This is a genomic window from Enterobacter sp. ECC-249, assembly GCF_043965265.1.
In the GTDB taxonomy this organism is placed as follows: Bacteria; Pseudomonadota; Gammaproteobacteria; order Enterobacterales; family Enterobacteriaceae; genus Enterobacter; species Enterobacter quasiroggenkampii.
Map to the genome: position 1 here is coordinate 1767882 of NZ_CP143660.1, position 13524 is coordinate 1781405.

A 13524-nucleotide genomic window follows, 5' to 3' on the forward strand; every position below is an offset into this window, starting at 1 on the left:
GATTATTGGTCCTCCGCCGCAGCGGCGGCCGGGTTTTCAGCCGGCAGTTCGGTGTTGTTATCACCCAGCATGATGTGGTCAAGGATCTGGCGCATGATGGTCCCTACTGCAGGCCCGGCACCACCGTTCTCAAGAATCATTGCCACCGCGACCTGCGGGTTGTCATAAGGGGCAAACGCCGTCATCAGCTTATGGTCACGCAGACGTTCGGCAATGCGGTGCGCGTTATAGGTTTCGTTGGCTTTCAGACCAAACACCTGCGCTGTACCGGACTTCGCCGCCACTTTGTACGGCGTCCCGGCGAAATACTTGTGTGCGGTACCGTTCGGGCGGTTTGCCACGCCGTACATACCGTCTTTCGCGATTTCCCAGAAGCCTGAATGAATGTCACCCACTGGAGCTTCGTGCGGCTGGTTCCACGGTACTTTTTTGCCGTCTTCAACCGTACTCTGCAGCAGATGAGGTACTTTCACCACGCCGTCATTAATGAGGATCATCATGGCCTTGTTCATCTGAAGCGGCGTTGCCGTCCAGTAGCCCTGGCCGATACCCACCGGAATGGTGTCACCCTGATACCACGGCTTTTTAAAGCGCTTCAGCTTCCATTCACGCGTTGGCATGTTGCCGGAACGTTCTTCTGAAAGGTCCACGCCGGTGTAATGCCCGTAACCGAATTTGCTCATCCACTCTGACAGGCGGTCGATACCCATGTCATACGCCACCTGATAGAAGAAGGTATCCGCAGATTCCTCCAGCGATTTGGTGACATTCAGATGACCGTGGCCCCATTTTTTCCAGTCACGATAGCGTTTATCTGAACCAGGCAGTTGCCACCAGCCCGGGTCAAACAGGCTGGTATTACGGTTGATGACGCCGGCACTCAGCGCAGAAACCGCCACGTAAGGTTTAACCGTTGATGCCGGCGGATAAACCCCTTGCGTCGCACGGTTCACCAGCGGCGTGTTCGGATCGTTCAGCAGACCGGAATAGTCTTTACTGGAAATGCCGTCAACGAAGAGGTTCGGGTCATAGCTAGGCATGGAAACCATTGCCAGGATGCCGCCGGTACGAGGATCGGTGACCACAACGGCTGCACGGCTGCCCGCCAGCAGGGTTTCAATATACTGCTGCAGCTTAAGATCGAGCGTCAGATAGACGTCATGCCCCGCCTGAGGCGGCACTTCTTTCAGCTGGCGGATCACGCGGCCACGGTTGTTAACCTCAACCTCTTCATAGCCTGTTTGCCCGTGCAGAACGTCTTCGTAGTAACGTTCGATCCCCAGCTTGCCGATATCGTGCGTTGCGGCGTAGTTGGCCAGCTTGCCGTCTTTATCAAGGCGGTCAACGTCTTTGTCGTTAATCTTGGAGACGTAGCCAATCACATGCGTCAGCGCGGAGCCGTAGGGGTAGTAGCGACGCTTGTAACCTTTTACTTCCACGCCGGGGAAACGGTACTGGTTCACCGCAAAGCGGGCCACCTGGACTTCCGTCAGATTGGTTTTAACCGGAATCGAGGTGAAGCGGTGAGAGCGGGCGCGCTCTTTTTTAAAGGCGGCGATATCGTCGTCGTTAAGGTCAACAACGCTTTTCAGCGCTTCCAGCGTATCCTGAACATTATCGACTTTTTCCGGCATCATCTCGATTTGATAAATGGTGCGGTTCAGCGCCAGCGGGGTGCCGTTACGATCGTAAATAATGCCGCGGCTGGGTGCGATAGGCACCAGCTTAATGCGGTTTTCGTTTGAACGCGTCTGGTAGTCGGTAAAGCGGACAATTTGCAGATTATAGAGGTTGGCGATCAGCACGCCGGTAAGCAGCAAAATCCCGGTAAAGGCGACCAGCGCCCGGCGCACAAACAGCGCGGACTCAGCCGTATAGTCGCGAAAAGAATTCTGTAGTTTCATCCGCTGCTTAATCTACCCTGGTCAGTCATTACTCGCGGTGATAGGGGTGGTTGGTAGTAATGCTCCACGCGCGATACAGGCTTTCTGCCACCAGTACCCGAACGAGCGGGTGGGGAAGCGTCAGCGCGGAGAGGGACCAACTTTGTTCTGCTGCCGCTTTGCAGGCAGGAGATAACCCTTCGGGCCCGCCAATCAACAGACTGACGTCACGGCCATCCTGCTTCCAGCGCTCCAGTTCGTGCGCCAGCTGCGGCGTATCCCAGGGTTTTCCTGGAATATCGAGGGTGACGATGCGGTTCTTGCCTGCGGCAGCCAGCATCAGTTCGCCCTCTTTTTCGAGAATACGTTTGATATCAGCGTTCTTGCCGCGCTTACCGGCGGGGATTTCCACCAGTTCGAACGGCATGTCTTTTGGAAAACGACGCAGATATTCAGTAAAACCGGTTTGTACCCAGTCCGGCATTTTGGTGCCGACGGCGACCAGCTGCAACTTCACGCATTAACCCCAGAGTTTTTCCAGCTCATACAGGCGACGGCTCTCGTCCTGCATGACGTGGACAATCACATCGCCGAGGTCGACTACTACCCAGTCAGCCGTCGCTTCACCTTCAACACCCAGCGGCAAAAGCCCTGCTGCACGCGATTCCTGAACCACGTGATCGGCAATTGAAACAACATGACGCGTCGATGTACCGGTGCAGATGATCATGCAGTCGGTAATACTGGATTTACCCTTAACGTCGATAGCGATGATGTCCTGACCTTTCAGGTCATCAATTTTGTCAATAACAAAATCCTGGAGTGCTTTACCCTGCAAGTTTTCCCCCTGGGGTGAATGAGATTGTAAAACTTTGAATTCGTAGCCAGACAGTATACCTGAACTCACGCCTGAGTCGGGACAAATGTCTTCGGCCGGGCTTTTGAAGGCGGGTATCATCCCACCCTCCGCCTGAGATTGCATTGCCATTTTTGTAAAACAATTTCTGTAAAGCAACGATCGGCGGGAAAGTCTGGCAGCGGAGAATAACAGTATGGCTTACCCTGTCAAGGCAGGATAAACAATAAGCCGCTTTTTATACTCTCCGGCTATTCATCTGCGCTTTTCTGATACAAACCGTGCGCATGAATATAGGCCAGCACCGGGGTCGGCAGCAGCTCGTCACACGCTAAACCCTGCTGTAAACGCTCGCGAATGAGGGTCGCAGAGATATCGAACCACGGCGTTTCAGCCAGATAGATCTTTCCGGCAGGCTGGTTGTGAAGATCTTCAACATTATCGGTGAGGTGGTCTTCAAGCCACTGCTGGTACTGCTCTTCGCGCATGGTTAGCGGATAGCCTGGACGGCGGCAGACGAGCAGATGGCTGTTCTCCAGAATGGTTTCATACTGATGCCACGTGGGGAAATTCAGCAGGGAATCCTGGCCTATGATAAAAGCCAGCGGCTGGTCTGGCCCTTGTTCGGCGCGCCACTCCTGAAGCGTCTGAGATGTCCAGGAGGGTGTGTCGCGACGCAGCTCACGCTCATCAAGTCGGAAGAGCGGTTTATCTGCGATGGCAAGCGCAAGCATCTCTTTTCGCTGCTCACTGGTCGCCTCGGGCTGTGGACGATGGGGCGGGACATTATTGGGCATAATAGTGACGCGCTGAAGGCCGATCAGATTCGCCAGAATTTCAACCGGCTTCAGATGCCCGTAATGTACCGGGTCGAAGGTGCCGCCATACAAGGCCTGTAAAGAATGCATGCTATCCATCAATAAAAACGTCTGCCAGCGCCTTGTGGCAGAGCAGCAGAGAAAGACTTTCCAGCTCCGCCCAGACCGACTGGCCGTAATCTTGTTTTAACGTAAGCTCAGCGCGCATCAGAAGCTGTACAGCCTGACGAAGCTGTTCATGACTCAGGCGGTTGACGGCCTCGGTGGTCAAAGCGCGGCGATTTTGCCACACGCGGTGTTTATCCAACAGCGAACGCAGCGGCGTATGGGCAGACTGACGCTTGAGCGTAATCAGCAGCAGTAATTCGCGCTGCAGCGTACGCAGCAAAATAACGGGTTCGCTCCCTTCGAGACGCAGTTGTTGCAGAATATGCAGGGAGCGTTTGCTCTTCGCCGACAGCAGCGCGTCCACCCAGTGGAACGGCGTGAAGTGCGCCGCGTCGTTAACGGCCTGCTCGACGCGCGGCAAGGTCAGCTTGCCGTCCGGCCAGAGCAGGGAGAGTCTGTCCAGCGCCTGTGCCAGGGCCAGCAGGTTACCTTCATAGCAGTAGCAGAGCAGTTGGTTCGCCGCATCATCCAGCTGAAGGTTGTTCTGCTTCGCTCTCGCTGCGACCCATTTTGGCAGATGCGTCTGCTCTGGCGTCTGACAGGTGACCTGCACCGCGTGGGCTGCGAGTTGGGTGAACCACGCCGCATTTTCCTGCGCTTTGGTGAGCTTGTTGCCGCGCACAATCAGCAGCAGATCGCTGTGAAGCAGGCTGACCAGCGTGGCCAGCTGTTCATTGATGGCGGCGTTAGGGCCGTTTTCGGGCAGCAGGATCTGAATAGTCTGACGTGACGCAAAAAGGCTCATCGCCTGACAGAGTGAGAAGAGGGCATTCCAGTCGGTGTTGTTGTCCAGCTGGACGGTGTGGTGCTCATCGAAGCCCTGAGAGGCGGCCTCATGCCGCACGGCATCCAGGCTTTCCTGAAGTAATAACGGATCGTTTCCAAGAAGCAGATACGCCGCGCGCAGCCCTTCTTTGAGCTGCGCGCGGAGTTGTTCAGGATACAGCCTGATCATCATTTACCCAGAGAGTTAGCAGCAGGAAGCGTGCCGGCAACCGGTTTTTCAACGATGTCAGATCCTTGTTTAGTTGACGCTGCAATACTTGGCAGTTTGCGGATCAGCTGTTCTGCCACCTTGTCGTACATTTCGTTGATGATAATCTGCTGTTCGGCATCTTTTGCCAGCGCCGTCTGCGGGTTATCGAAGAACGAACGATACACTTTCGTGCTGATCGGATAGATGTCTTTACCCGGGATCAGGACCGCTGCGTTGACCGTCATAACCATCTGGTACTCTGCGGTACGACCGTCCTGGAAGATAGATGCCGTATCTTTGCCGAGAGTCATCCCCATGACACGCAGAGATGGAATGTCCTGGCGCAGCGTTTGTTTCTCAACAAGCTCAACGCCGTTCAGACGCAGCTGATTACGAATTGCCCGGCTGAGCGGACCATTCGGATCTGATGAGTCGAAGATCATCGTTTTCATCTCAGCGGGCACCGCCGTGGTATTGCGCAGGTGCCAGCCACAGCCAGCGGTGACAAGCACCGCCAGTGATAAGAGTATTGTTGCCAGTTGTCGCACGTTTCCTCCCGCGCTTAGCCAACGACCAGATTGAGCAGTTTACCCGGTACGTAGATCACTTTACGTACGGTAACGCCCTCAAGATATTTTGCGACCAGAGGTTCCTGGCCAGCGCGCTCGCGAACCTGTTCTTCGGTTGCATCGACCGCTACGGTAATTTTACCGCGGACTTTGCCGTTTACCTGGACCACGACCAGCGTTGTGTTTTCAACCATCGCTGCTTCGTCAGCCTGCGGCCACGGCGCGTTGTCGATATCGCCTTCGCCTTTCAGCTCCTGCCACAGGGTAAAGCTAACGTGCGGCGTGAACGGGTTCAGCATGCGAACGACGGCCAGCAGTGCCTCACGCATTAAGGCACGATCCTGCTCGCCGTCCTGCGGGGCTTTCGCCAGCTTGTTCATCAGTTCCATAATAGCCGCAATTGCGGTATTGAAGGTCTGACGGCGACCAATATCATCGGTCACTTTCGCAATCGTTTTATGAACATCACGACGCAGCGCCTGCTGATCTTCAGTCAGTGCCGCGGCGTTCAGCGCCGGCGCATCGCCCAGTGAGGTGTGCTCGTAAACCAGTTTCCAGACGCGTTTCAGGAAGCGGTTTGCGCCTTCAACGCCAGACTCCTGCCACTCCAGCGTCATGTCCGCCGGAGAAGCAAACATCATGAACAGACGCACGGTATCCGCGCCGTAACGCTCAACCATCACCTGCGGGTCGATACCGTTGTTTTTCGACTTGGACATCTTGCTCATGCCGGTGTAGACCAGCTCATGACCTTCGGCGTCTTTGGCCTTCACGATACGGCCCTTCTCGTCGCGCTCGACAATCGCATCAACCGGTGAAACCCAGTTACGCTCGCCGTTGGCACCGACGTAATAGAACGCATCTGCCAGCACCATGCCCTGACACAGCAGCTGTTTTGCTGGTTCGTCAGAGTTCACCATGCCTGCATCGCGCATCAGTTTGTGGAAGAAGCGGAAGTAGAGCAGGTGCATGATGGCGTGTTCAATGCCGCCGATGTAGATATCTACCGGCAGCCAGTAGTTCGCCGCATCGGAATCGAGCATACCGTCCTGATACTGCGGGCAGGTGTAGCGAGCATAGTACCAGGATGACTCCATAAAGGTGTCAAAGGTGTCGGTTTCGCGCAGCGCGGGCTGACCGTTGACGGTGGTTTTAGCCCACTCAGGATCGGCTTTGATCGGGCTGGTGATGCCGTCCATGACCACGTCTTCCGGCAGGATCACCGGCAGCTGATCTTCTGGCGTTGGCATCACGGTGCCATCTTCCAGCGTCACCATTGGAATTGGCGCACCCCAGTAACGCTGACGGGACACGCCCCAGTCGCGCAGACGGAAGTTAACCTTACGCTCGCCCACGCCCAGAGAGGCCAGCTTGTCGGCGATGGCGTTGAAGCCCTCTTCGAAGCTCAGGCCGCTGAATTCACCGGAGTTGAACAGGGTGCCTTTTTCAGTCAGCGCGTTTTCGGACAGGTCTGGTTCAGAACCGTCAGCCGCCAGGATAACAGGCTTGATGGTCAGGCCATATTTGGTGGCAAATTCGTAGTCGCGCTGGTCGTGACCCGGAACGGCCATCACGGCGCCTGTGCCGTATTCCATCAGTACGAAGTTGGCGGCCCAGACGGGGATCGCTTCGCCCGTCAGCGGGTGAATGGCTTTAAAGCCGGTATCAACCCCTTTTTTCTCCATCGTTGCCATATCGGCTTCGGCCACTTTGGTGTTGCGGCACTCGTCGATGAAGATAGCCAGTTCCGGATTGTTCTCTGCCGCTTTCTGCGCCAGCGGGTGACCTGCGGCCACGGCCAGGTAGGTCGCGCCCATGAAGGTGTCCGGACGGGTGGTGTAGACGGTCAGGGTCTGGTCATAGTTCTCAACGTTGAAGGTAATCTCCACACCTTCAGAACGGCCGATCCAGTTGCGCTGCATGGTCTTAACGGTATCTGGCCAGTGGTCCAGGTTATCCAGATCGTTCAGAAGCTCATCAGCGTAAGCGGTAATTTTGATAAACCACTGTGGAATCTCTTTACGCTCAACTTTGGTGTCGCAGCGCCAGCAGCAGCCATCAATAACCTGTTCGTTCGCGAGAACGGTCTGGTCATTCGGACACCAGTTAACGGCTGAGGTTTTCTTATACACCAGGCCTTTTTTATACAGCTCGGTGAAGAACTTCTGCTCCCAGCGATAGTACTCTGGGGTACAGGTTGCCAGCTCACGGCTCCAGTCATAGCCAAAGCCCAGCATTTTGAGCTGGTTTTTCATGTACGCGATGTTGTCGTACGTCCAGGGCGCCGGTGCGGTGTTGTTTTTGACCGCCGCGCCTTCCGCAGGCAGACCGAACGCATCCCAGCCAATAGGCTGCAGAACGTTTTTGCCCAGCATGCGCTGGTAGCGTGCAATCACATCGCCGATGGTGTAGTTACGCACGTGGCCCATGTGTAGTCGACCAGAAGGATAGGGAAGCATCGACAGGCAGTAATACTTCTCTTTGCTCTCGTCTTCGGTTACTTCAAAGGTGCGCTTCTCGTCCCAGTGTTGCTGGACTTTTGATTCTATCTCTTCCGGGCGGTATTGCTCTTGCATGGCAGCCAGTGGTCCTGTTTTCAATACAGCTACAAATGTAGCCAATGGATGTGGTAATTCAGATCCGCATAGCATAGCCCAAACGCCCGCGTCAAAACAGCCTTTCGCACAAATGCGCTTTGCAGGAATTTACCGGGTCTGTGCTTCACCTGACAAAGCGGCGATGAAATAAGGTCTATTATTAGAAATAGTTACTTACCCGGGAGGCAAAATGATGAACAAGGTTGCTCAATTTTACCGCGAACTGGTGGCGACACTGACGGAACGACTGCGTAACGGCGAGCGCGATATCGATGCGCTGGTGGAGCAGGCGCATGCCCGCGTGACGCAAACGGGTGAGTTAACGCGAACCGAAGTGGAAGAGGTGACACGCGCCGTGCGTCGCGATCTGGAAGAGTTCGCGCGCAGCTACCAGGAGAGCCAGGAGGAGGTCACGGACAGCGTTTTTATGCGGGTGATTAAAGAGAGCCTGTGGCAAGAGCTGGCCGACATCACGGATAAAACGCAGCTGGAGTGGCGCGAGGTCTTTCAGGATTTGAACCATCACGGTGTGTATCACAGCGGTGAAGTGGTCGGGCTGGGAAATCTGGTGTGCGAGAATTGCCACCACCATATTGCAGTGTATACGCCGGAGGTTCTGTCGCTGTGCCCGAAATGCGGCCACGATCAGTTTCAGCGTCGGCCGTTTGAGCCCTAGGTAAAAGCAAAACGGCAACATGGTTGCCGTTTTTAGTGTGTGCTCCCTCTCCCCGTGGGAGAGGGCTGGGGTGAGGGCATCAGGCCGCACAAGGTAAAAGCAAAACGGCAACTATTTTGCCGTTTTTAGTGTGTGCTCCCTCTCCCTGTGGGAGAGGGCTGGGGTGAGGGCATCAGGCCGCACAAGGTAAAAGCAAAACGGCAACCATGTTGCCGTTTTTAGTGTGTGCTCCCTCTCCCCGTGGGAGAGGGGCGGGGTGAGGGCAACAGGCCGCAAAAGGTAAAAGCAAAACGGCAACCATGTTGCCGTTTTTAGTGTTTGCTCCCTCTCCCCGTGGGAGAGGGTCGGGGTGAGGGCATCAGGCCGCACTATAGTAAGCCAGTCTATCCGCCAGCAAATCCACAAACGCCTCCCGATCGATGTCCACCATCACCGTGGTATTCGGTTTATTCCCCGTCAGCGAGTAATAATCGACCACCGTCATCCCTTGGGTATATTTTCCCTGCGTTTCCACGCCAACCCAGCGGTCAACCGTGGTAAACATCTCAGGCTTTAACAGCCAGGCTATCGTGCACGGGTCGTGCAGCGGCGCGCCGTGGAATCCCCATTTCTCGGCTTTGTGATACTCCATAAAGAAGTCGAGCAGTTCGGCCACGGTTGTCGCGACCGCGTTGCCCACCGAGCGGAAACGCTCAATATCGTCCGCCATAATCTGCGCACGATGGGTCACGTCCAGCCCTGCCATCACAATCGGTAAGCCGGACTGGAAGACAATCTCAGCGGCTTCGGGATCGACAAAGATGTTGAACTCCGCCGCAGGCGTCCAGTTACCCAGCCCCATGGCCCCGCCCATGATGACGATACGGGCTATTTTGCCGTGCAGTTCAGGGTGGCTGTTCAGCAGCAGCGCGACGTTGGTTTGCGGTCCTGTAGCCACCAGCGTTACCGGTTCTGCGCTTTCCCGCAGCACCTTCGCCATCAGCTCCACGGCGGTACAGTTTTGCGGCGTGAATCCCGGCTCCGGCAGCGCCGGACCGTCCAGCCCGCTTTCACCATGAACGTTGTCGGCAATAATCAGCTCGCGCATCAGCGGCTTCACGGCCCCGCCGGCGACAGGTATATCGGTGCGTTTGAGCAGCGTCAGCATGCGCAAAACGTTACGCAGGGTTTTATCCGGCGTCTGGTTACCGGCGGAAGAGGTGACGGCTTTGACGTCGAGTTCGGGGGAGGCAAGAGCGAGGACGAGCGCGATCGCGTCATCATGACCCGGATCGCAATCGAGAATAATAGGCTGTGCCATAGCGTTCTCCATACGTAACGTTATTTTGTGACAAGGTTAACGCTGCAATGTGACGCCGACGAGAGGAAGTGAGTGAAAGCGTGAAGCAGTGCGCAATCCGCAGATTGCGCACCGGGAAGATTAGTGCAGAATTTTCGCGAGGAAATCTTTCGCACGCTCGGATTTCGGGTTAGCGAAGAACTCTTCTTTCGGCGAGTCTTCGACAATTTTTCCTTCGTCCATAAAGATCACGCGGTTGGCCACTTTACGGGCAAAGCCCATTTCGTGGGTCACCACCATCATCGTCATCCCTTCGTGCGCCAGCTCGACCATCACGTCCAGCACTTCGTTGATCATCTCCGGATCGAGCGCCGACGTTGGCTCATCAAACAGCATGGCCACCGGATCCATGCACAGCGCGCGGGCGATCGCCACACGCTGCTGCTGGCCGCCGGAAAGCTGTGCCGGGAACTTGTCGGCATGCGCCGAAAGCCCAACGCGTTCCAGGAGCTTAAGGCCTTTCTCGCGCGACGCTTTTTTATCACGCTTGAGCACTTTCACCTGTGCCAGCGTCAGGTTCTCAATAATGGAGAGGTGAGGGAACAGCTCAAAATGCTGGAACACCATGCCAACGTGAGAGCGAAGCTGGGCAAGATTGGTTTTCTTGTCGTTGACTTTAGTACCGTTGACCACGATCTCGCCCTGCTGGACCGGCTCCAGTCCGTTGACGGTTTTGATCAGCGTTGATTTACCGGAGCCGGACGGCCCGCACACCACCACAACGTCGCCTTTTTTGACTTCAGTGGAGCAGTCGGTCAGCACCTGAAAGTGCCCATACCATTTAGAAACATTTTTCAGGGAAATCATTATACCGTCCTTTTCTTCAGCCAGCTGACCAACAGCGACGCACTTAAACTAATCACAAAATAGACCGCACCCGCAAAGAGCACCATCTCAACCTGCGTACCATCACGCTCACCGATGGTTGACGCGGTACGGAAGAAGTCTGCCAGGCTCAGAACGTAGACCAGCGAGGTATCCTGGAACAGCACGATACCCTGGGTCAGCAGGAGCGGAACCATGGCGCGAAACGCCTGCGGCAGAATAATGAGCTGCATGGACTGCCAGTGCGTCATTCCCAGCGCCAGCGCGGCGCTGGATTGTCCGCGGGAGATACTCTGAATGCCCGCACGGATAATCTCCGAGTAGTAAGCGGCCTCAAACATCGAGAATGCCACCATGGCGGAGATCAGACGGATATCAGTCTTCGGCGACAGGCCCAGCACGTTTTGCAGGAAGCCGGGCACAATCAGGTAAAACCACAGCAGCACCATTACCAGCGGAATGGAACGGAACACGTTAACGTAGGCGGTCGCAAACCAGGCGAGCGGCTTAAAGCTCGACAGGCGCATGACGGCCAGCAGGGTCCCCCAGACGATACCAATGATGATGGCAATAACGGTGATTTTTAAGGTAATCACCAGGCCATCAAGCAGGTAAGGCATGGATGGAACGATAGAACTCCAGTCAAATTCGTACATTATTTGCCCCCCATGTTGCCCGGCAGGCGAATTTTGCGTTCAACCAGGTTCATCACCAGCATGATGAAAGCGTTAATCAGAACATAGGCGAGCGTGATTGCGGTGAAGGATTCCCACGCGTGGGCGGAGTAATCCAGCAGCTTGCCCGCCTGTGCAGCCATATCAACCAGGCCGATAGTCGAGGCGATGGCCGAGTTTTTCACCAGGTTCATCATCTCTGAGGTCATCGGTGGAACGATGACGCGGTAGGCGTTAGGCAGCAGTACGTAGCGGTAGGTCTGCGGCAGGGTCAGCCCCATCGCCAGGCCCGCGTTTTTTTGTCCGCGCGGCAATGACTGAATGGCGGCACGCACCTGCTCGCAAACGCGCGCAGCGGTAAACAGCCCCAGACACATCATGGAGGAGACAAAAAACTGCACGTTCGGATCCAGTTCCGACTTGAACCACATGCCAATATTTTCCGGCAGCAGTTCGGGGATAACCAGATACCAGGTAAAGAATTGCACGATCAGCGGAACGTTACGGAACAGTTCCACATACAGGGTGCCGAGTGTTGAAAGAAAACGGTTAGGGACGGTGCGCAGAATACCGAACAAAGAACCGACAAGAAACGCGATGATCCACGCCGTTATCGATAATGCCACGGTGACCTGAAAGCCGCTCCACAGCCAGCCAAGATAGGTGGTGTTGCCGAACGGGGCTTGTTGCAGAAATATGCCCCAGTTCCAGTCGATTGACATAATAAACTCCAGAAAAAAAAGGGTAGCAGCGCTACCCTCGAAGATTGGTGAGAAGCTCATTTTTCGCGCCGAGTGGGGAACGACCACTCAGCGTATAGTCTGTCCATGCTTCCCGACAATCGAGAGGGCAGGAGATCCCGCCCCTGTTGTTCTAATTAGTTAAGAGCCTTGTCGTTTGGAGATTTGAACAGCGCTTTCATGTCTTCAGACAGTTCAAAATTCATGTTCAGGTTTTTTGGTGGAATCGGGTTCTTGAACCATTTGTCGAACCATTTTTCCGCTTCGCCGGAGGTCTGCACCTGAGCGATGGTGTCATCGATTAGCTTTTTGAACTGCGGATCGTCTTTACGCAGCATACAGCCGTAGGCTTCTTTGGACTGCGCGGTACCGACGATATCCCAGTTGTCTGGTTTCTTCGCTTTCGCACGCTCGCCCGCCAGCAGGGCGTCGTCCATCATAAACGCGACGGCACGACCGCTTTCCAGGGTACGGAAGGAGTCGCCATGGTCTTTCGCGCTGATGATGCGCATATCCATTTTCTTCTCGTCGTTCAGCTTGTGCAGCAGCACTTCAGACGTGGTACCGGAGGTGACAACGACTGCTTTGCCTTTCAGGTCAGCGAAGTCTTTAATCTCACCGCCTTTCTTCGTCAGCAGGCGGGTGCCTACTACAAAGATGGTGTCAGAGAAGGCTGCCTGCTTTTGACGCTCGAGGTTGTTGGTGGTGGAGCCACACTCGAAGTCAAAGGTGCCGTTTTGCAGCAGTGGAATACGGTTCTGTGAAGTGATTGGGATCAGCTTCACCTGCAGGTCAGGTTTGTTCAGCTTTTTCTTCACGGCTTCAACGATGGCGTTGGAGTAATCCTGTGAATAGCCCACGACTTTTTGCGTGTTGTCGTAGTAAGAGAACGGGACAGAAGATTCACGGTGGCCGACCACGATAACGCCGTTTTTGGCAATCTTGTCGAGAGTGCTGCCTGCTGCAGGCGCATCTTCAGCGTGAACCACGCCAGCAGACATTCCCATAACCAGCATTGCTGTGGCCAGTTTACGTAATTGCATACCCAACTCCTTTTTTATCAGCGCCAGAGACGCATTGATACCCATTGTGATGTTGTTATATCTCGCGCAATGCGAGTGCAGTGTTATGCAAGCTTGTTAACATTTAGTCTGGCTTAATGTAAAGATTTTGCTGCGTTATTGTTTATTTTTGCGAAGCGCGCCGCACCATTCAGAGGCAAATATCTCCCGTTGCACCGTTTCGGTGCTACCGATGGTCTACGCTGGTGCGACAAAGTTGCACGTTAAGCCAAACTGCGTTTACCTGAATAAACGAAGCAATAGGCGTGCCAGAATTGGAGTCTGGAGAGAATTGTCGGGTGGCGGCTGCGCCTTACCCGACCTACGGGAGCAAAATGTAGG

The 13524-nt window shown here is 55.0% G+C and carries 13 protein-coding genes; 1 reads left to right on the forward strand and 12 read right to left on the reverse strand.

The genetic code is table 11. The features are described from left to right. Positions 1-2 precede the first annotated feature (2 nt). The 7 genes from mrdA to leuS form a co-directional block, all read right to left on the reverse strand. Positions 3-1904, reverse strand: a complete 1902-nt coding sequence (gene mrdA / locus V1587_RS08450) for a peptidoglycan DD-transpeptidase MrdA (RefSeq protein ID WP_032638848.1) — start codon at positions 1902-1904, stop codon at positions 3-5. A gap of 28 nt (positions 1905-1932) precedes the next feature. Continuing rightward, the gene (gene rlmH / locus V1587_RS08455) at positions 1933-2400 is read right to left on the reverse strand and encodes a 23S rRNA (pseudouridine(1915)-N(3))-methyltransferase RlmH (RefSeq protein WP_014069327.1); all 468 of its coding nucleotides are present in this window, start codon (positions 2398-2400) and stop codon (positions 1933-1935) included. 3 nt (positions 2401-2403) lie between these two features. Beyond that, positions 2404-2721, reverse strand: coding sequence for a ribosome silencing factor (gene rsfS, locus V1587_RS08460; RefSeq protein WP_023334893.1), 318 nt, complete (start codon positions 2719-2721; stop codon positions 2404-2406). 269 nt (positions 2722-2990) lie between these two features. Continuing rightward, positions 2991-3656 (reverse strand): nicotinate-nucleotide adenylyltransferase, encoded by a 666-nt coding sequence (gene nadD / locus V1587_RS08465; RefSeq protein ID WP_371898900.1) that lies wholly within the window; start codon positions 3654-3656, stop codon positions 2991-2993. Continuing rightward, positions 3649-4680 (reverse strand): DNA polymerase III subunit delta, encoded by a 1032-nt coding sequence (gene holA / locus V1587_RS08470; protein ID WP_371898952.1) that lies wholly within the window; start codon positions 4678-4680, stop codon positions 3649-3651. Before holA ends, nadD begins: the two co-directional genes overlap by 8 nt. Continuing rightward, entirely contained in the window at positions 4680-5249 is a 570-nt protein-coding gene (lptE, locus tag V1587_RS08475; protein WP_371898899.1) for an LPS assembly lipoprotein LptE, read from the reverse strand. Before lptE ends, holA begins: the two co-directional genes overlap by 1 nt. A 14-nt stretch (positions 5250-5263) precedes the next feature. Beyond that, positions 5264-7846 (reverse strand): leucine--tRNA ligase, encoded by a 2583-nt coding sequence (leuS, locus tag V1587_RS08480; protein ID WP_371898898.1) that lies wholly within the window; start codon positions 7844-7846, stop codon positions 5264-5266. A gap of 214 nt (positions 7847-8060) precedes the next feature. Here leuS and V1587_RS08485 point away from each other — a divergent pair, with 214 nt between their 5' ends. After that, positions 8061-8543 (forward strand): zinc ribbon-containing protein, encoded by a 483-nt coding sequence (locus tag V1587_RS08485; RefSeq protein WP_371898950.1) that lies wholly within the window; start codon positions 8061-8063, stop codon positions 8541-8543. A gap of 358 nt (positions 8544-8901) precedes the next feature. Here V1587_RS08485 and rihA read toward each other — a convergent pair whose 3' ends face one another. The 5 genes from rihA to V1587_RS08510 all read right to left on the reverse strand — a co-directional run bounded on the left by rihA (position 8902) and on the right by V1587_RS08510 (position 13164). Next, entirely contained in the window at positions 8902-9843 is a 942-nt protein-coding gene (rihA, locus tag V1587_RS08490; RefSeq protein WP_371898897.1) for a pyrimidine-specific ribonucleoside hydrolase RihA, read from the reverse strand. A 120-nt stretch (positions 9844-9963) separates the two neighbouring features. Next, positions 9964-10689 carry an amino acid ABC transporter ATP-binding protein gene (locus V1587_RS08495; protein WP_014883001.1) on the reverse strand — a complete coding sequence of 242 codons (726 nt, stop codon included), beginning with the start codon at positions 10687-10689 and terminating at the stop codon, positions 9964-9966. Continuing rightward, positions 10689-11363, reverse strand: a complete 675-nt coding sequence (gene gltK / locus V1587_RS08500) for a glutamate/aspartate ABC transporter permease GltK (RefSeq protein ID WP_014883002.1) — start codon at positions 11361-11363, stop codon at positions 10689-10691. The genes V1587_RS08495 and gltK overlap by 1 nt, the downstream gene beginning before the upstream one ends. Next, positions 11363-12103 carry a glutamate/aspartate ABC transporter permease GltJ gene (gltJ, locus tag V1587_RS08505; RefSeq protein WP_008501048.1) on the reverse strand — a complete coding sequence of 247 codons (741 nt, stop codon included), beginning with the start codon at positions 12101-12103 and terminating at the stop codon, positions 11363-11365. The genes gltK and gltJ overlap by 1 nt, the downstream gene beginning before the upstream one ends. A gap of 155 nt (positions 12104-12258) precedes the next feature. Then, complete coding sequence (locus V1587_RS08510; RefSeq protein ID WP_023334902.1) at positions 12259-13164, reverse strand: amino acid ABC transporter substrate-binding protein; 906 nt, start codon at positions 13162-13164, stop codon at positions 12259-12261. Between the last annotated feature and the right edge of the window lie 360 nt (positions 13165-13524).

What these genes read in the sequence shown, in the direction of transcription:
- V1587_RS08510 (WP_023334902.1), bottom strand. Translation starts at nt 13,164, where the DNA reads ATGCAATTACGTAAACTGGCCACAGCAATGCTGGTTATGGGAATGTCT.
- leuS (WP_371898898.1), bottom strand. Translation starts at nt 7,846, where the DNA reads ATGCAAGAGCAATACCGCCCGGAAGAGATAGAATCAAAAGTCCAGCAA.
- mrdA (WP_032638848.1), bottom strand. Translation starts at nt 1,904, where the DNA reads ATGAAACTACAGAATTCTTTTCGCGACTATACGGCTGAGTCCGCGCTG.
- V1587_RS08495 (WP_014883001.1), bottom strand. Translation starts at nt 10,689, where the DNA reads ATGATTTCCCTGAAAAATGTTTCTAAATGGTATGGGCACTTTCAGGTG.
- holA (WP_371898952.1), bottom strand. Translation starts at nt 4,680, where the DNA reads ATGATCAGGCTGTATCCTGAACAACTCCGCGCGCAGCTCAAAGAAGGG.
- gltJ (WP_008501048.1), bottom strand. Translation starts at nt 12,103, where the DNA reads ATGTCAATCGACTGGAACTGGGGCATATTTCTGCAACAAGCCCCGTTC.
- V1587_RS08485 (WP_371898950.1), top strand. Translation starts at nt 8,061, where the DNA reads ATGAACAAGGTTGCTCAATTTTACCGCGAACTGGTGGCGACACTGACG.
- nadD (WP_371898900.1), bottom strand. Translation starts at nt 3,656, where the DNA reads ATGGATAGCATGCATTCTTTACAGGCCTTGTATGGCGGCACCTTCGAC.
- rihA (WP_371898897.1), bottom strand. Translation starts at nt 9,843, where the DNA reads ATGGCACAGCCTATTATTCTCGATTGCGATCCGGGTCATGATGACGCG.
- gltK (WP_014883002.1), bottom strand. Translation starts at nt 11,363, where the DNA reads ATGTACGAATTTGACTGGAGTTCTATCGTTCCATCCATGCCTTACCTG.